At 44.4% G+C, this 17894-nt stretch carries 16 protein-coding genes; 4 read left to right on the top strand and 12 right to left on the bottom strand.

Annotated elements, in window-relative coordinates; genetic code table 11:
* Positions 1-45 precede the first annotated feature (45 nt).
* Entirely contained in the window at positions 46-984 is a 939-nt protein-coding gene (locus BUR09_RS07285; RefSeq protein ID WP_074216279.1) for a TIGR01777 family oxidoreductase, read from the top strand.
* Between the two features lie 44 nt (positions 985-1028).
* Positions 1029-2414, top strand: a complete 1386-nt coding sequence (locus BUR09_RS07280) for a sigma-54-dependent transcriptional regulator (protein WP_074216278.1) — start codon at positions 1029-1031, stop codon at positions 2412-2414.
* Between the two features lie 240 nt (positions 2415-2654).
* Here the strand turns inward: BUR09_RS07280 and BUR09_RS07275 are convergent, their stop codons facing one another.
* From BUR09_RS07275 to BUR09_RS07225, 12 genes are all read right to left on the bottom strand, one after another.
* A complete protein-coding gene (locus tag BUR09_RS07275; protein ID WP_139296755.1) occupies positions 2655-3350 on the bottom strand; it encodes a hypothetical protein in 696 nt (231 codons plus the stop codon).
* A gap of 3 nt (positions 3351-3353) precedes the next feature.
* Positions 3354-4607 (bottom strand): L,D-transpeptidase family protein, encoded by a 1254-nt coding sequence (locus BUR09_RS07270; RefSeq protein WP_084539376.1) that lies wholly within the window; start codon positions 4605-4607, stop codon positions 3354-3356.
* 199 nt (positions 4608-4806) lie between these two features.
* Positions 4807-5379, bottom strand: a complete 573-nt coding sequence (gene pyrE / locus BUR09_RS07265; RefSeq protein WP_074216275.1) for an orotate phosphoribosyltransferase — start codon at positions 5377-5379, stop codon at positions 4807-4809.
* Positions 5380-5408: 29 nt separating this feature from the next.
* Positions 5409-6704, bottom strand: a complete 1296-nt coding sequence (gene purB, locus BUR09_RS07260) for an adenylosuccinate lyase (RefSeq protein WP_074216274.1) — start codon at positions 6702-6704, stop codon at positions 5409-5411.
* A gap of 82 nt (positions 6705-6786) precedes the next feature.
* On the bottom strand, positions 6787-7056 hold the full coding sequence (locus BUR09_RS07255; protein WP_074216273.1) for an FmdB family zinc ribbon protein: 270 nt from the start codon (positions 7054-7056) through the stop codon (positions 6787-6789).
* Between the two features lie 163 nt (positions 7057-7219).
* The gene (locus BUR09_RS17150; protein ID WP_322788046.1) at positions 7220-7330 is read right to left on the bottom strand and encodes a DUF6800 family protein; all 111 of its coding nucleotides are present in this window, start codon (positions 7328-7330) and stop codon (positions 7220-7222) included.
* Positions 7331-7420: 90 nt separating this feature from the next.
* The gene (gene larE / locus BUR09_RS07250) at positions 7421-8227 is read right to left on the bottom strand and encodes an ATP-dependent sacrificial sulfur transferase LarE (protein WP_074216272.1); all 807 of its coding nucleotides are present in this window, start codon (positions 8225-8227) and stop codon (positions 7421-7423) included.
* Positions 8221-9393 carry a homocysteine biosynthesis protein gene (locus BUR09_RS07245; protein WP_074216271.1) on the bottom strand — a complete coding sequence of 391 codons (1173 nt, stop codon included), beginning with the start codon at positions 9391-9393 and terminating at the stop codon, positions 8221-8223. The genes larE and BUR09_RS07245 overlap by 7 nt, the downstream gene beginning before the upstream one ends.
* 250 nt (positions 9394-9643) lie before the next feature.
* Positions 9644-10999 (bottom strand): tetratricopeptide repeat protein, encoded by a 1356-nt coding sequence (locus BUR09_RS07240; RefSeq protein WP_084539374.1) that lies wholly within the window; start codon positions 10997-10999, stop codon positions 9644-9646.
* Positions 11000-11329: 330 nt separating this feature from the next.
* On the bottom strand, positions 11330-12133 hold the full coding sequence (locus BUR09_RS07235; RefSeq protein WP_074216270.1) for an ion transporter: 804 nt from the start codon (positions 12131-12133) through the stop codon (positions 11330-11332).
* Between the two features lie 298 nt (positions 12134-12431).
* Positions 12432-13811: a sigma-54-dependent transcriptional regulator gene (locus tag BUR09_RS07230; RefSeq protein ID WP_074216269.1), complete on the bottom strand. Its 1380-nt coding sequence runs from the start codon at positions 13809-13811 to the stop codon at positions 12432-12434.
* Positions 13811-15676 (bottom strand): ATP-binding protein, encoded by a 1866-nt coding sequence (locus BUR09_RS07225; protein ID WP_175566001.1) that lies wholly within the window; start codon positions 15674-15676, stop codon positions 13811-13813. The genes BUR09_RS07230 and BUR09_RS07225 overlap by 1 nt, the downstream gene beginning before the upstream one ends.
* A 425-nt stretch (positions 15677-16101) precedes the next feature.
* On the opposite strand from BUR09_RS07225, the gene BUR09_RS07220 reads away from it, so the two are divergent.
* Together BUR09_RS07220 and BUR09_RS07210 are read left to right on the top strand one after the other, a co-directional pair.
* Positions 16102-16593, top strand: coding sequence for a hypothetical protein (locus BUR09_RS07220; RefSeq protein ID WP_074216267.1), 492 nt, complete (start codon positions 16102-16104; stop codon positions 16591-16593).
* A gap of 599 nt (positions 16594-17192) precedes the next feature.
* Entirely contained in the window at positions 17193-17861 is a 669-nt protein-coding gene (locus tag BUR09_RS07210; RefSeq protein ID WP_074216265.1) for a hypothetical protein, read from the top strand.
* The last annotated feature ends 33 nt before the right edge of the window (positions 17862-17894 follow it).

Below are 17894 nucleotides of genomic sequence, written 5' to 3'. Positions count from 1 at the left end.
AATTAAACAACGTTCCAATCCCAGAACAAGAGGGAGCTTGAGACTATGCATGCTGTACTTCTTGGTGGTTCGGGTTTTATAGGCAGAGCACTCACAAGCCGCCTGCTTGAAAATGATGTTCATGTGGTCGTTACTTCACGCAACCCAGAGCGTGGGCGCTATCTCATTCCGGAGGGGCACTCTTTCCATGTTGAGTTTGCACCATGGGACGGTAAAAACCCTGAACAACTGGCAACGCATTTAAAATCTGCCGATGTGGTTATTAACCTGATCGGATCGAACATTGCCGCTGGACGATGGACAGACGAACGTAAAGCAGAAATACGTAACTCTCGAGTTTCTGCTGGCGCTTCCATGTGCCGTGCCATAGATTTTCTCGATGAAAAGCCAAAGGTTGTTATCCAGAGCTCTGCAATAGGATTTTACGGCTCACAACCTGCATCCCCTGAAGACAGTCCAGCAACTGAGAAAAGTCCCGCTGGACAGGGTTTTCTGGCTTCTGTCTGCAAAGATTGGGAAGCTTCCACTTCCTGCATGGACATTTCCGGCACAAGAAGAGTGATTATCCGTACCGGTCTCGTGCTCGGCCACGGTGGCGTTCTTCAAAAATTCCTACCACCATTCCGCTACGGCGTAGGTGGCCCGCTCGGTAGCGGCAAGCAGGTCATGTCATGGATTCATATCCAGGATCAGGTAGATGCAATAATTCATATTATAAACACACCAACCTGCGAAGGTGTATTCAATCTTACGTCGCCGTCCCCAGTGACTATGGATACATTCTGTAAAACTTTGGGCGCAGTACTCGGTAAACCATCATGGTTACGAGTTCCAGCTCCTGTTTTACGTTTAGCACTTGGGGAAATGGCTGAAGAACTTATCCTGCAAGGACAACGCGTCTTACCGGAGAAACTACTTAAATCTGGATTCCGCTTTTCGTACCCGTCTCTGAATGGCGCACTTTCAAACATCCTTAGTCGCTAGGCTCACACTATTCTTTTTCCGTTTAATCACCTCATGGAGCTTCTATGCCTCAGTCCAAGGCTCGTATATTAATTATTGATGATGAAGAAGGAATTCGCTTTTCTCTCCGCGGAATTCTGGAAGATGAAGACTACTTGGTTGAAGAAGCTGAGACTGGGGAACTGGGGCTTGAAGCTGTCAAAGAATTATCGCCTGATCTTGTTTTTCTGGACATTTGGCTTCCAGGCATGGACGGCATGGAAGTGCTGACCAATATCAAGCAATATGACAAGTCACTGCCAGTCATCATGATCTCTGGGCATGGGAATATTGAAACAGCGGTTAACGCTATCAAATACGGTGCACACGACTTTATTGAAAAACCTCTTTCACTTGAAAAAGTTGTCATCGCAGCCAACAAGGCTCTTGAATTCCAGAACCTGCGCAAAGAAAACCTTGCCCTCAAGTCACGCATCCGTACCGAGCAAACTGTAGAAGTAACAGGTAATTCTGCACCAATACGTGAACTTCGTGAACACATTGAGCGAGTAGCTCCTACAGACGCATGGGTACTCATCACCGGAGAAAACGGAACAGGCAAAGAAATTGCTGCCCGTTCCATCCACGCACACTCACGCAGGGCCGATAATCCTCTCGTGGCAGTGAACTGTGCCGCTATCCCAGAAGAACTCATCGAATCAGAACTCTTTGGACACGAACGAGGTGCGTTCACCGGTGCCGACCAGTCCAAGACCGGTAAATTCGAAATGGCGAACAACGGCACCCTGTTCCTCGACGAAATCGGTGACATGAGTATGAAAACACAGGCAAAAATCCTGCGTATTCTTCAAGAGCAATCCTTCGAACGTGTCGGCGGAAACAAAACCATTAAAGTAAACGTGCGCGTTATCGCTGCAACAAACAAAAAGCTTGAGGATGAAATCCGTGAAGGCAATTTTCGCGAAGACCTTTACTATCGCCTTCGCGTCTTCCCAATCTACGTTCCGCCACTCAGAGAACGTGGTACAGACGTCATTTTGCTTATCGAAAACTTTATTACCACGCTTGTTGCAGAGCACGGGTTCAAACCACTTACCTTTGACGAAGAAGCAACCAAAGCCCTGCTCCAATACGGCTGGCCGGGCAACGTACGCGAGCTAAAAAACTTTGTGGAACGCATGCTCATTATGTACGGCGGAAAAATAGTAACAGCAAAGATGCTACCGCCAGAATTCTCAAAGTTCGTACCACTACCGTCCTCCACAGGCGAACAGCTTATCTCAAACGGCGCTGTAGACTTTAAAGAAGCACGCAACCACTTTGAGGCAGCGTTCCTTGAAGCAAAGTTAAAGGAGTTTGATGGTAACATCACACGCCTTGCAGAAGCTATAGGGCTTGAGCGCAGCTATCTTTATCGCAAGCTTCGGTCATACAATATTCAATCAGAATAATGTGCCTGTTCTTTTTGGCTGCCGCACTTAATTTTTCTATGCTTCTACGTGAAAGAGCTTTGTCCCCCTTTCACCGGAATAAAGAACAGACAACCTATTATTCGTAAAAATACAAAACGTCGTGCAGAAAAAACTAACTAAAAAAAGGGTGGAGTAAAAAACTCCACCCTTTTTTAATTACATTTCGAATCCAAATAATAAATATTTGACTCAGTTTTATACAGCCGACCAAAAGACAAACTACATAAGTTCTTTCATCGGGTAAATGCGTTGCAGCAATGTTGTCTTATCTTTATTAATGCTCACCTGAAGTGCATATGCCTCGTTAAGCAACATTGCTTCCGGAACCTCGAAAGTCGTAACAATTCGCTTAAAACGGTTAATGCTGAAGTCCATATCCTTTTCATTAGCATCAATCACAATGACTTTACCTTCTTTGGTAATGAAGGCCAGTGCAATTGAGCCGCGAATATTTCCTTTAGCATTTTTATTATCGAGCTTAAGTGATAACCGCAGATTCCCCCCTGTCGCCTTTTGCAGCTTAAGGTTGGAAACCTCGACAAGGTTTGCATCTACAATTTTTAAAATAGAAGAAAGATCAATAGGTGGTGGTAACTCTGCTGAAGCAGCCACACTCATAGAAGAAAACAATGCCTGAAGTTCTTCAGGATCGTTTGATTGCAAAATTTGTTCTATATTTTCAAGGCGTTCAACGTACACCTTTAAATCACGTAACTCTTTTTGTACACCGTGGCGCTCTTTCATAAGAGCTGTATTTGTTTCCCAGAGTGAAAAACTTGTAAAGATTCCGCATAGCGCCACGAGCACCACACAGAACAAAACAACTAAAAGCATCCTTAAGCTGGACGAACTCACCCTGTATCGTCGTACGTTTGTATCATCACGCATTATGAGGACACTATACTTTTCACTCATCTATCAGGATCTCCACTCTTCAATTACGATGACCCATTGGCCATCTTTTGGCAGTAAGACCAATGTCTTAGTCCCTTGATCTGAGTAACCGGTACTATCTTCATAGTATTGGTTCATGGTTACTTCAAGCCCCCGTCGGGACATAGACATTTTGATGTCTGAAAGCACAATCTTAGCAGGCTTTTTTTGCTGCCACAGCTTACGCTTATGATTTGCTATGGCATTAACACCCCGATGCGATCCTTGTACGGCTTTGATCGCATACCTACTAATGTACTTATCCACTGTTCCGTTTTTCCAGTCAGTGACCCAAGTATCAAGAAAGTTATGCACACTTGCAGCGACAGCGTCAAGATACGCCTTCTCTATACCTATTTTCCTTTCTTTCCATTCCATGCCCACAATTACAAACTCACCGTCGCTGTTCTTCTGCCAGTACAAACGGCGTACACCTTGCGTTACAAGGTTTGGGGCATGGTAGTATTGGTCAAACCATGTTACCCAGTAATCAGGTCCCTGAAGCACATTAACGTTATTCGTCCATGTAATAATCCATGGAAGTCGAGAAAAAAGACGTTCCTTTTGTTGTTTGAAAGAAGAAAAAGGCTTCTTCATACTTTTTGTAAATGCCTCGGGTGAGAACATTTGCAAATATTCTGGAGAACGATCCTGCCATGCGGCAACCCACTGAAACGTTTTTTCTTTCAATTCGTTAAATTCAGATTCAGAACGAAAATACGGTACTACCTGTTCGGCTAAAATTACAGGAGTATTAACTGTCACCTTGGTATATAGATCGGCAATATCCGGATTATTTAAAGCAATACATCCTTTTGTTTCTCTAGGAACAATAGGTGTGCCCCTTCCGTGTATCCAAATGCCATGCCCATTCTTCTCTCGAAGCTTATCTACAGGGTTAGGATAATTAAGAGTATATGCTTCCTGACCGTATAAAGCATAGTCTAACCCACTAGTACGCCTTTTTTCTACAAAGTAGATACCTTCAGGGGTCTTTCTGTCTCCCTCACGCTGCTTATCCCCTTTCACCTGTCCGGAACTGCAAGGAACTTTTTGCGAAGAAAGCTCGCTGGCCTTTTGACCAAAGAACTGAGCAGATTGTCTGGATTTATCAACTGCAACAAGCATTGGAAGCTTTCCAGCTTCTTCAGGAACAACGGCCTGCCAACCAGCAAAGGCGGGAACAATGGAAATGCTAAAACAAAGGCAAAATGAAAAGAGGTACGGAAGCAAGCGCATGAAGATCCTTATTTCGAGGAAAAATCCCCAACATGCCGTGATTTATTTGAAGACTAAAGTAATTGTAAATCCAAACTGACAAAGGACATGAGACAAGCAAACTTGTCAAGAAATTGCAGTTCAATGCACTAGAAAAAAGTGTAAAAAAAAAAGTGCCCCCATGCAGGAGGCACTCAAAAACATCTCTATTTATAACGCGTTAGCTAGTAGCAAGTTCTACAAGCTCTTTACGGTTAAAGATAGATACAAGGTTGTAACCACGCTCTGCAAGCGCTTCGCGGCCACCCTCATCACGATCAAGTACTGCGCATACGCAAGACACTTTGAGGCCAGAAGCTTCAATACGCTCAATTGCAGTAATAACAGAGCCACCAGTAGTTACTACATCTTCAAGCATAACAACTACATCGCCATCTTCAAAATTAGCAAGACCTTCAACGCCCTGTCCGGTTCCATGACCTTTAGGCTGCTTACGCACGATAAGTGCAGGAAGGTGTCCGCCTTTTTCAAAGGAGATTACAGAAGTAGAGCTTACAAGCGGGTCCGCACCAAGAGTCATACCGCCTACGCCTTTAATTTCTGCTGCATTCTCAAGGCCGGAAATGAGTTCGTAGAAAAGGTTGCCGATCAACCACGCACCTTCAGGGTGCAGAGCGGTCTGACGGCAGTCGAAGTAGTAATCACTCTTTTTGCCGGAAGCGAGAGTGAAGTCCCCTTCTTTGTAAGACTTCTCGTACAGAAGTTTTGCAAGTCGTTTTTTAAGTTCTGCCATTTTCCGCTCCATAATTTTTTACTATAAATCTATGAATTGAATACGCGATCGAAAATCAGATCTTCATGACGCAGGTAGTATTTTGCATCGAAGATTTCATCCATTTTTTCAGGTGCGATGCGTGCACTGATTTCTGGATCTTTTCGAACGAGGTCTTCAAAAAGCTGTTTTGTATCCCAACTTTCCATTGCACATTTCTGCACCATTACATACGCATCCTGACGACCCATGCCGGTATCAACAAGGCCAAGAAGTACACGCTGGGAGAAGAAGAGTCCCATTGAACCAACAAGATTGCGATCCATGTTTTCAGGAATGACACGCAGGTTGGAAATCAGATTGCACAGACGGTTAAGCATGTAGTTCATGAGGATTGTGGTATCCGGCATAATTACACGCTCAACAGAGGAGTGACTGATGTCACGCTCGTGCCAGAGAGCCTGGTTTTCCATAGCAGAAACAGAGTTGGTACGGATAAGACGGGAAAGACCAGTAAGGTTTTCTGCAGAAATAGGGTTCTTTTTGTGTGGCATTGCGGAAGAACCTTTCTGACCTTTGCGGAAACCTTCCTCAGCTTCAAGCACTTCGGTACGCTGCAAGTGGCGCAGTTCAACACAAAGACGCTCAATACCGCCTGCTGCAACAGCAAGGGCTGTGAAGTACGCAGCGTAACGGTCACGGTTGATTACCTGTGTGGAAATAGGATCCACAGCAAGACCGAGCACTTCGCAAGTGATAGTTTCAACTTCCGCTGGAATCATTGCCATTGTACCTACCGCACCGGAAATTTTACCGACACGAATGCCTTCAACAGCAGCTTTGAAACGTTCGTAGTGACGCTTGAACTCAGCATAGAAGCCAGCCATCTTCAAACCGAAGCTGGTAGGCTCTGCATGAATACCGTGGGTACGTCCCATGCACAGACGACCTTTGTTCTCATGCGCGATGGTTTTCAGGGTCTCAAGTAATTTTTCAAAATCTTTGAGAATGATATCACCTGCGCGGGAAAGCAGAACGCCGTTAGCTGTGTCCACAATGTCGGAAGAAGTACAGCCGAGGTGGATAAAGCGAGCCGCAGGGCCAACTTTCTCTTCTACAGCAGTGAGGAATGCAATCACATCGTGACGAGTAGTTTCCTCAATCTCAAGAATACGGTCCACGTCAAAATCGGCCTTCTCACGAATCTGCTTCATACTTTCATCATCGATTTCGCCAAGGCGGTGCCACGCCTCACAAACAGCGATTTCAACTTCGAGCCAGACGCGGAATTTGTTTTCAAGCGTCCAGAGCTGACCCATTTCGGGGCGAGTATAACGTTCGATCATTTTAGCGTTCTCTTACATAAGGTTGTGGTTAAAGATTGCTATGCATAAAAAAGGCAGCCAGTACAGGCCGCCGAAAAATCTATCAAGATGCAGAAGAAGATGAGGAGCTGGAACACCCGGAAGAACCGGATGGAATATCCTTTTTAGCGGGATTCGATGCCGCACTGTTTTTTCCATATTCGGAAACATACCAGCCACCACCTTTAAGCACAAAAGTAGTGTTGGAGATAATACGCTCGGCTACTCCACCGCATACAGGACATTTAATGGACTCGTCACTTTCAGAACAGGAAGTGGTCCATTCTTCAAAAATTTGTTCGCACGCATTACAGCGATATTCATAAATGGGCATAATACCCTCCATCAACAATACAAAACTTAGAAAAGCTAAACAGCGGCTTCACTGTTTAGAAACATGAAACCGCTGCCAAGAAAAATGCCGTTTTCCAACCTGAAATGCAGCTGGAAAACATTATCGCGCTTGTAGGCAGCCGATAAAATTATCGAAAAGAAACTTATGCGTTCTTAGCAGCAACAGCTTCTTTAATGCGAAGTTTCATTGCTTTTTTACGGCGATGACGACGACGATCGAGTTCTTTCTTACGTTCATGTTTTTTATGAGCCATTATAATTCTCCTTAGCGGTCTTTTCGAAAGTCGGGATGATACAGAAGAAGCTTACTGTTGTCCAGTAGTGCTATAGAGTATCAGATGATTCTATTTGCGGTCGTAAAATCCACTTACGCGTTCAGAACAGTGAATTATTGCTGATTCAAACCCTGCGCTGCGCAGGGTACCTTCAATAGCGTCGTGATGCTTATGCAATAGACCTTTTTCTGCTGTAGACACCTGAAGCAACTGCGAGCCGTCATCCAAGATACGAACTCTAAAATTCTGCAATCCGTAACGCTTAAGTGCGGCCTCGCACTCTTCAATCTTCTGCAAAAGACGCTCATCCGGCGTACAACCATATGAAAAGCGGGTAAGCAGACACGGCGTAGCAGGCTGGTCAAAGTGCTCCATGCCTGTAGCTTTTGCCAACTCACGCACTTCATCTTTAGTGATTCCACATAATGCGAGCGGGCTTACAACATCCAACTCTTCCAAAGCCTTCAGCCCGGGACGATATTCACCCAGATCAGAAGCATTGGTTCCATCGATAACGACGAGCTGTTCTCCTTCTCCGCCATTGACCTGAACCAGTTCTTTAATACTAGAAAATAACAGCCTCTTGCAGTGATAACAACGAGTCTTGTTATTTTCCGCTATCTCCGGAACAGAAAGCGGAGAAAGACGTAAAGCCTGATACGAAACATCATGCGTTTGCAGCCAGTTGAGAGCCTTAGCCGATTCCGCACGGGGAACATGTTCACCGGTTATGTGGACTGCCGTAAAGCTAATTTCTGCGCGGTGCATGAGATGCGCCAGAAAACGACTGTCCACTCCACCGGAAAACGCCAATACAGGAGAAAAAAAGCCCTTGAGCTTATACTCAAGGGCTTGAAGTTTAGACGTATTTACCATGCTGGAATTTTTTCCACTGGTTCGGTCAAAAGGAAGTCGCCCTTTTGAATCCATTCTTTAAGTTTATCTGCAATCTCAAGTGAAATCGGGTAACTGGTCATCGGTACTGTTTCAACCTTTTTGCCCATAATTTCAACTTCACCGGACTTCAGTTCCTCGTATGTACAATGTTGCAGCACACGCGGTAATCCGTTTGGATAATCATGGCCGTAGTCTTTTACCGGCATCTGAATGTCACTGTCTGCAACGCCTGTGTACCACGCCATTTCTTCGTTGAGAATTGGAATCGGAATACCTACACCGACACTCATAGTGTTACCGTATCCCAAGAAACTCAGGCCGCGCAAGTATCTGGCATCCATTTGTTTTAAATCGCCCTTCAATTCCAGCGTACCGGCTGCAGAAAGAGGAATCCCCCGTTCATTACGTTTAGGATTTGGTACATGTTGAGTACCAGCGCCAATAACATAGCCGATACCACCACCAAGGAAGATACGAGTTCCAAGGCCAATGGTCTTAAAGTACGGATCATTAAACAATGGAGACAAACAACCGGCAGTCGCAAAGTTTACGTTGCGCATATTCGGCTTTAGCGGTCCCATGTAGGTATACACAATACGGCTAGTAAGGTTCACAGCAGCATTGTAGTTCTGGTAGCAGTTACGAGGGTTCAACAACTCTGCATGCGGCAAGTCAGCAAGAGTAATTTCTTTCTCATACAGCTTACGCGGATAACAGTCCGTTCCATATGCTTCAGCACGCAGAGAAACAGATCGACCAGCAACAAGGTCTTCAATTACGTTACCACCGCCATATTTAAACTGGCCCGGATATACCTTGTTAAGCGGATCATCTTCCCGTGGCTCAGTAGCGCCTATGTAACCATCCACAGCAGCAAGACCTGAATATGCAGGAACGCCGTTAAGAGTTACTTTGGATGTTTTAATTGTTGGCGGCTCCGGCTGCCCGATATTGAAAAGAAGACCGGATGAGCACATCGGCGAAAATGTGCCGGTAGTCACAACGTCTACCTCTTTGGCAGCCTTTTCTTTACCCATTGTCTTGACCGCATCAACCATCTCTTCTGCGTTCAATACAACAGCTTTACCGGAACGAATTCGCTCATTAATTTCAGCAATAGTTTTATTTACTTTAGTGTGTGCCACTTCCGCCCCTCCTCAAGGAAGATATACAATTTTCGTGATGTGCTTCGAGCTATATCAATTTTTGCAGATAACCTCAAGTAGTCTACTTTTGATAATGTAATTATTGAAACAAGGTGAGTAAAAAAATTTTCTCCTTTATTTTCAGCATAAAAAAAGGCAGCCCTCCTTTACTTGCTACGCAACGATTCAACAGACCGCGTAACAATTCAAAAAAAAGCCGCCTTTTTTTGTATTTCTGTAAAATAAAATTTTACATAAGTGATAAAACTTTTTTGGCACTGGCATGATTCGGATCCAAACTCAAACATATCTGCAGATGCATCTTAGCCATATCAAGGTCAGAAGCTCTAAAAAAGATCAGTCCCATATTATACGCTACGGCCGGTTCAGTACGCACAAAGTTCTCATTCAGTTGAATAACCTTACGCAGATACGCTGCAGCCTGCTCAAACTCTTTTCCCTCTGCAGAAGCAACTGCAATGTTGTAATAAAGATTCTCATCCCTGCGTGAAATCTGCAATGCTCGCTTGTATTCCTGAATAGCCTGACGCCATTTGCCCTGTTTACGCAGCACAATTCCAAGGCTGTTAAAGGTATCAACATCACCCTTATCGAGATTATCTCCTTTGGCGCGCAATGCCTTACGAAGATACTGTTCCGCACGAGCGGGATCACGTTTTTCATACGCAGAAGCAATCTGCTGAGAAACATTACCTACATAGTCTAAAGCTTCCTTGTTCGCCTGCCGAAGCGCACCTTCAAAGTACACATCCGCACTCACATAGTTGCCAAGCTCTACATAAATATGACCGATATCAAGCTTGCGCTCCACGTTCAGCGGACTCATCTTGTCCAGCTTTGTAAGGCAATCAAGTTGCCGCTTCTTTACGCCCGCAACTCCGTATAAATCAGCAAGCTTTTTTAACGGATCAAGAAAGAGAGGGGCAGAGTCTCCTGCTCCCAGATAACACTTATGTGCCTGTTCGTATTTTTTCAGTCCCTTATACGCATCACCCATTACAAGCATGGCAGACGAAAGATCCGGCTTGGCATTGAGCACTGTCCTTGCAACATTGGCTGCATCTTCATATGCGCCCTGCTCCAACATCGTCTTCGCTATATCAATTAATTGCCCTAACTTACCTTGCGGTTTAATGCTGTGTGCAACCTTTTCAATAAAGGTGTTAATGGCAATAGGCTTTGTAATGAAGTTATCCGCGCCCAGCTCATGCAAAAGAATGAACTGCTCACGAGGTGCTTCAGTCATAGTGATAAAGACCTTACACTTGCTATAGTCTTTCTTAATCTTACGAACAAGAAAAGCCATTTCCTTATCCCTGTGAATACGTTCGATAAAGACTAACAGTTTTTTTCCGGCGGCAAGCTCTTTTCGTATTTGTTTAATTGTTTCTTCAACGGTACTGACTTGCGAAAAACACTTATTCCGCAATCCAAGATGCTTGTTGAGTGTTTGCCGCAAAAGTGCCGTAAAGTTGGTATCTTCAGTCAAGACAATTGCATAGCCGTTCTTTTTTGAAAAAAAGTCTACTATACTAGCCTCGAACTTTCTAAACTCCATTTTAGCTAAAACACTTTCCATCGACATAAGAGCTCCAGCCCAGGCTAATTTCTATCTAAAAAATCGTCTCAATAGTGCGAAGAGAATTCTATGTGCAGACAGATGTAAAATACGATCGTACCGGCAACTGTATTATGTTATCGCCCATCCTCTATTGATAACACAATGTACTGCAGTTTCGAAGAAGGGTAGTAGATATTTACTTTGATGCAGCTGTCAATAATTTGGCCATGTATATCTTATGCTAATTTGAAAGATGATAACTTTATTCCTACATACTGCACGCAAGTGCATGTTAATGTCTGTTAACTAAAGTATCAACACATAAAATTTTCATCATTCATCAGTAACAAAACACTACAAACGATTACCGCAATGCTTGCAATACACTGCATTATGCTCATGATCTGACTTTCCACATGAATTGCACGACAACGTTTGGATGTTTTTTTTCATATCAGAAAATTCTTGTGAAATAACACCAGCAAGTATCACTATCATACTATAACCAATCAACATAATTAATGCCGCAACAGCTTTGCCAAGCACAGTCTGTGGGACAATGTCTCCATAGCCCACTGTAGTCAACGTGACGATTGCCCAATAAATTGAAATAGGAATAGATGTGAAACCATGCTCCTGCCCCTCGATAACGTACATCAACGTTCCAAAGATAACGACAAGCACCATAATCCATAACGTCAACACGGCAATCCTACGTCTACTGTTACGCAAGATCTGCACTATCAAGTGCATATCGTTCAAATACTGCAATAACTTTACTAGACGAAGGATTCGCAGCACGCGAAAAAGGCGTAATAGGGCAAGAGATGGGAAGAAAGGAAAGAGGATTGTTATCCATGTAGGAGCAATGGACAGAAAATCTATCACACCGTAACCACTCATTATATATGCCTTAGGAGAAGGAGTACACCAAACACGTAAGGCATATTCTATGGTAAAAAGTACTGTGAAAAAAAATTCCAAATAATTTACCGCGTACCAATATTCTGCAGCAAAAGAAGGAATTGAATACGCAAGCACAACACCTACCGACATAAGAATACATGCTATAAGCACAAAATTAAAAACCTTGCCGGCAAGCGTGTCCTGCAAGTACATAGTATCATATACAATATGTTTTAATGTTCTTCTTTTCATCTATGCACACCATTCTGTTAAGTATCCCTCCTTCAAATAATACATAATCAAAGATTCGTACCAGTATTAACTCCGTATTTTGTATATAAAACAGCATAATGGAGCATCACAATACAGTTTGAATCTGAAAAATCCGTACGCTAAAAAAACAACTCACCCAAGTGCTTCAGGGCAAATAATGCATACTCAAAACACAAAAAAAAGGCAGAGTACGCATGACGCGGCACTCTACCTTTCGTACAGTTCAAAAAAACTGTTACCTAGCTGATATCAATCAACTAGTGAACATATAAACAAGTTACTTTCGCTTACTTTCTTCAAGGCCGTATTTTTTAATCTTACTATGCAGGGTTGCACGGGTGATTCCCAATGCATTAGCAGCATCCACTTTCTTTTTATGCTTTTTAAGTGCGGCCTGCACAGCGCGCTTTTCCAAACTTTCGAGCGAAACATCACCCAACGGCAACTCAACACTACCGGCATTAGTGCCTGTCTGTTCTAGGAAGGCCTTACGCAGGTTAGCTGGCAACTCCCTGTCGGTAATATACTCTGTAGTAGCCATAATAACAGCACGTTCCATCGTGTTTTCCAGTTCACGGATATTCCCCGGCCACGGACAATTTACGAGAGCATCCATAGCCTGAGGAGAAAATCCCACGATATTTTTGCCATATTTTGCAGCATACATATTCATAAAATGCTCAGCTAATAATGGGATATCTGCCTGACGCTCACGCAAGGAAGGAACTTCCAGCCCGATAACATTAAGACGGTAAAATAAATCCTCACGGAACGTCTTGTTAGCAACTTCTTCCTGCAAGTCTCTGTTCGTAGCCGCAATAACGCGGATATCTACATGCAAGATTGCGTCACTCCCCACACGCTGCAATTCACCCTGCTGCAACACACGTAGCAACTTTGCCTGCAACGAGAGGGGGATTTCCCCCACTTCGTCCATAAAAATTGTACCACCGTTCGCCTGCCAGAACAGTCCGTCACGACGTTTATCTGCCCCTGTAAAAGCTCCCTTTTCATGCCCGAACAATTCAGACTCCAGCAGGCTTTCACTCAAGGCAGCACAGTTAATGGTCACAAACGGTTTGTTGGAACGTTCACTTGCCTGATACACCGCTTTAGCAACAAGTTCCTTACCTGTTCCGGACTCTCCTGTAATAAGGACCGGCGCATGTGTCGGGGCAACAGTAGTAACAGTTTCTACCAGTTCATGCATTCGCTCACTGCTGCCGACCATGCCGAACTGATTTTTAACCGAATTATTCTCTTTCAAAGAACGGTTCTCTTCGGCAAGACGGGTATGATCGAGCATCCGTTCTATGGTCAACTTTAAGACATCAAAATCCAGCGGCTTAATAAGATAGTCATATGCGCCCTGCTTCAAGGCAAGTACAGCTGTATTAATGGAAGAATACGCCGTCATAATTAATACAGGAATTGATGGATTATGCTTTGCAATCTGCTTCTGTGCAGTAATACCGTCCATACCACCCATGCGAATATCCATAAGCACACTGTCATACGGACGCTCCTGCGTCATTGCTACAGCGGTTTCACCGTCAGGAGCTTCAGAAACTTCATAGCCCCAGTCTTCAATAATAGTGCGGAGTACCGTACGGTGCGAACCGTCATCATCAACAATTAAAATATGTGCTGGCATCATTACTCCTTATCCATACAAGGCAGCTGTATCACAAATCGTGTTCCCTTATCCTTGTGAGAGAACACACGAATAATTCCGTTATGGGCTTCAATAATCTTATGCACGACAGACAAGCCAAGCCCCGTGCCATGAGACTTGGTTGTAAAATATGGCTCAAAAATCCGCTCTCTTGTCTCGTTGTCCATACCTTCGCCATTATCTTCCACAATAACGCTTATGGACTGAGCCTCCGGCACCACGGTAACCTTTAACTCACCACCTTCATCCATCGCATCCAGACTGTTCAGACACAGGTTTAAAATAACCTGCGAGAACCTGTCCTTATCTAACATAACAAACGGGGTGTCTTCAGGAATACTGACAGAAAGCAACACATCTCGCAGTTCCGCTTCCTGCGTAATCAGCGCGGTGCAATGTTCGATTACACTGGCAACAGCAACTGGCTTCATGGTCAAATCCGAAGGACGAGAAAGCCCGATAAGATCGGTAATTACACGGTTCAAACGCTCCACTTCGTCAATAACAATGGTAGCTGTTTTTTCTCCGGCACTGCCTTGTGAGAACTGGGATTTAAGGTAGGTTGCACCACCTTTAATAGAACTGAGCGGATTACGGATTTCATGTGCAACACCTGCCGCAAGGGAACCGATAGCCGCAAGTTTGCCCTTACGCTCCACTTCGGTTTGCAAGTTATGCATCTCACGCAGGTCGCGCATGAGGAACACAGTTCCGACAACCACATCATGCTCATCTTTAATAACAGAACCTGTTACCCCCACAGGCAGCAGCGGTAATGCCTCAGTCGAAAGTTCAATAACTTCCTCGCGACGCAGCAATCCTTCACGCGCCTTAATGTAGTAAGGCACGAGATCCGGTAACAGTACGTGAGCAGCATCAAGTCCTGCGGTAATGTCCCCATCACAGTGCAACAAGACCTTGCTCAACTCGTTCATGTAAACAATCTGATCATTACTGTCGGTTACAATCAGTCCATCCGGCAAGTTGTATACAACCTCCTGAACCATGGCCTGACTCCGTCCTGCTTTTCGACGAGAACGCTGAGCACGATGCGCCCAGTATAGGGATAAGAATCCAACCACAGCTAACAGCAGCACACTGCTGCTCGTAACAACAGTCTGTACAGTGCTGGCACGCTGTAAGTCACGCAACGAACGGGCATCCAGTCCTACATAGATAACCGGCTGTTCCTTATCATCTTCGGCAGAGTTAAGAAGCGTGCTGATATCCTTAGCAAGATTTTGCGTATCAACCTTCTTCGTTGATTTCTGGGTGATAGTCGCTGCTTCTGTTGAAGCCTTCTTACGAAACAACTTCATAAACCGTTCTAAAGGCTTTAGGGTCGGCTCCTTTTGCAGCTTATTCCAGAGTTCCTTGCGAGTTAACGGGGTAAATTCTCTATAGGCTAAAAAAACCTGACGCTCATTAGCATTGTAAATAATCGAGCGTCCTTCTTCCCCTTTCGGCAACTCCTTTATGCGCCGTAAGAACTGTTCCTCCATGCGTTTTTGCCCTTCAGTAAAACTACTTTGCATGATGGTGCCATCACTGAAGGTAATAGCTATGAAGAAAATTTCGGGACGGTCTGCCATCTCGTCCAACAACAACTTGAGCCGGATTGTTGAATTTCTGCTCCGTAGATCTGTCCGTACTCCAGCCTCTACAGAGGTGATAAGGGAGGCTCCCTTATCTTCGTACAGACGCACATACTCTTTCATGTTCTTCTGAATAGTATTGTACGTAAGAAAAGCTACGCCCAATCCCACAAGCAGAACAACCGCCACTATACAATATGGCGAGAGCAATCTTCCCGGAGTTATCTCATTTCGTGTATTTTTTGAACGCATTGCGCTCTGTGCTCCAAACCTCTTATGCATAAAAACGTATTATTTTATGCCATTACAAAAAATAACGTTTAATTTTTAAACGTTTTTTTCTAAAACGTATAAATTTTATACATTGCGTCTCTACCCCGATCTCCAAGAAATAGCACGACTTTTTTTATTTACCTGTAATCCAAGGATAAATGAAAAAAGTTATTTTTTGGCACACCAGTTGCTAATAGGAAAACATAAGCAAGCTAGCTCCCCCGACTGGCTGCTGAAGCGTATAGAGCGTAGCGTCACAAAAAATGAGTTCACCCTCTCATTGTATGGCAACAAAATTGTTTTCAGGAAGCGTGGCGCTACGCCCTAAAAAAAATACGGTGCAAAACCTTTTTTTCTGCTCGTTTTCATATCTGTTTTGCATTTTTACATATGAGGTACTGACCATGACTAGCCGTCTTTTCGTTGCATTTATTCTTGTACTCTCAATGGCTAGCAGCACCATTGCCGACGCCACTGATTTTGCTAACTACGAAAAGGCTGTAACTCATTGCGTTGAGCTTACACCTGCTCAGCAAAAAGAAGTGTATAGCCTCACTAAAGTCTATACAGAAAAGACCCGCCTGATACGTGAAGAACTTTGGGCAACAAAAACTATGCTTCGAGCACTCACTAGTAGTCCCGATGCCGAAGTTAACGATATTCAAAAGATAGTGAACGCCATGAAGGAACTCCGCGCCAAGCTGCATGCAGAGCGTGTTGGGTTCGAAGAGGGAATGATGAAAAAGTACGGCTTCATCCCCTCCAAAAACTGGATTGATAATAATGATGCGTTCCAACACGCTGACACTGGTACTGATTCCGCAACAGAAGATCCTCAGGAAACAGATGACAGCACCCCTAATGCGAAGAGTTTCTTGTCGAAACTCTTCGACTGACAACAGACTGCGGCAACAGCGCAGGTAGAGCAACCAGCACGTCTGTTGCCGCAGTTCTGTGAACCTACGGGTTCTAACTTTACTAATCTCACTGCATAGTTGAGCAGGAGTTTTCGATAATACGGTTTGTTCTTCACTCAAGCATCACTGGATGCATCTCCCTGCAACGGTATTGGTAATCGCACCGCAGCGGGGGGAGAGTGAGGGGCTAGCACACAAGTTGATTGCCACAATCCACTTTCCCTATTGCTTCTTGTACAATTTCAGTTCCCCTGACTTCCCAGTCAGGGGTTTTCTTTTTTTATGACTGAATGAATCCCTGCAACCAAAGGCATGAGCGTCATCTCCTCAACAAGATGTCCCCCACCTCTCAAGCACAGAAAAATCCATACAACAGCACCAACGGTAAGCTGTAGGACAAAAAAAGCATTACCTTTAATCCGTAACATGTTACTGTCACAATGAATGCCACAGACGTAGCCCCCACAGAACAAAAGCATAAAAAAGTCAGCGGTAATACTAACTCCTTCTACTCCGATTCATCCTGACCTTCTATGCCCGTCGCAGCCATGTTTTTTATGCAGTTTCAGGAGTACATTATGTTTCACACGGTATGCTCACTGCTATGCAGCGTCCTTACGTTGTGTTTATTTCTTTCCAACGCGAATTGCGCACCTCAGCAAGGGCACGAACTACCGCCTCCCGTCACAAAGGAGATCGCTCACGAATGGCCGATATCTCCGGACTGGCAAAAATCCACTTACACCTTTCATAAAGAAGAATTCATCAATCCGAAAATAGTTGAAGCAATGCAGGGCCCCTTTGCAGACAGCGGCTCACAGATAGTTTCCATAAACGTGCATAACGCCAACATCAGCAATCAATTCTTCAGCCAAGTACATGTTCGCACAACAAACACTATGCCCTACGTCTACTACAAAGAGCAGGATAACGAATTCGGCTACACCTTTGTCGGGGCAACTTCATCAGGCATCAATGTTGTACATACACTGAGTACCCACAATGGCTCAGGCATCTTCCACACCCTTCTGTTTTTCATTTTCACCGACTCAGATTCCATGACATTCGGGCTGGAAGTTGCACCAAAAGTTCAACCTACGCTCACGCTGATAGGCTCCCTCCCTCTAGGAGACAGATTTGCAGGGACCATATCGTTAGAGAACGACGTCTTAACCGTTTTACCGCCCAAAGGTTTTGCACAGCCCCTTCCACTATACAGCGGCGGATTAATCTTGCGTTTTAAATAAAAAAAGGATGAGCAGTCATGCTCATCCTTTCAT

The sequence above is a fragment of the Halodesulfovibrio marinisediminis DSM 17456 genome (assembly GCF_900129975.1).
In the GTDB taxonomy this organism is placed as follows: Bacteria; Desulfobacterota; Desulfovibrionia; order Desulfovibrionales; family Desulfovibrionaceae; genus Halodesulfovibrio; species Halodesulfovibrio marinisediminis.
The sequence above is the reverse complement of the archived record's forward strand: the minus strand, read 5'-3'. Positions and strand labels throughout refer to the sequence as shown.

Bases quoted from the DNA above. Each gene is read 5' to 3' on its own strand.
- BUR09_RS07285 (WP_074216279.1), top strand. From the start codon at position 46: ATGCATGCTGTACTTCTTGGTGGTTCGGGTTTTATAGGCAGAGCACTC.
- BUR09_RS07255 (WP_074216273.1), bottom strand. From the start codon at position 7,056: ATGCCCATTTATGAATATCGCTGTAATGCGTGCGAACAAATTTTTGAA.
- BUR09_RS07210 (WP_074216265.1), top strand. From the start codon at position 17,193: ATGTTTCACACGGTATGCTCACTGCTATGCAGCGTCCTTACGTTGTGT.
- BUR09_RS07275 (WP_139296755.1), bottom strand. From the start codon at position 3,350: ATGAGTGAAAAGTATAGTGTCCTCATAATGCGTGATGATACAAACGTA.
- BUR09_RS07280 (WP_074216278.1), top strand. From the start codon at position 1,029: ATGCCTCAGTCCAAGGCTCGTATATTAATTATTGATGATGAAGAAGGA.
- pyrE (WP_074216275.1), bottom strand. From the start codon at position 5,379: ATGGCAGAACTTAAAAAACGACTTGCAAAACTTCTGTACGAGAAGTCT.
- BUR09_RS17150 (WP_322788046.1), bottom strand. From the start codon at position 7,330: ATGGCTCATAAAAAACATGAACGTAAGAAAGAACTCGATCGTCGTCGT.
- BUR09_RS07225 (WP_175566001.1), bottom strand. From the start codon at position 15,676: ATGCGTTCAAAAAATACACGAAATGAGATAACTCCGGGAAGATTGCTC.
- BUR09_RS07240 (WP_084539374.1), bottom strand. From the start codon at position 10,999: ATGTCGATGGAAAGTGTTTTAGCTAAAATGGAGTTTAGAAAGTTCGAG.
- BUR09_RS07235 (WP_074216270.1), bottom strand. From the start codon at position 12,133: ATGAAAAGAAGAACATTAAAACATATTGTATATGATACTATGTACTTG.
- BUR09_RS07270 (WP_084539376.1), bottom strand. From the start codon at position 4,607: ATGCGCTTGCTTCCGTACCTCTTTTCATTTTGCCTTTGTTTTAGCATT.
- BUR09_RS07220 (WP_074216267.1), top strand. From the start codon at position 16,102: ATGACTAGCCGTCTTTTCGTTGCATTTATTCTTGTACTCTCAATGGCT.
- BUR09_RS07230 (WP_074216269.1), bottom strand. From the start codon at position 13,811: ATGATGCCAGCACATATTTTAATTGTTGATGATGACGGTTCGCACCGT.
- purB (WP_074216274.1), bottom strand. From the start codon at position 6,704: ATGATCGAACGTTATACTCGCCCCGAAATGGGTCAGCTCTGGACGCTT.
- larE (WP_074216272.1), bottom strand. From the start codon at position 8,227: ATGGTAAATACGTCTAAACTTCAAGCCCTTGAGTATAAGCTCAAGGGC.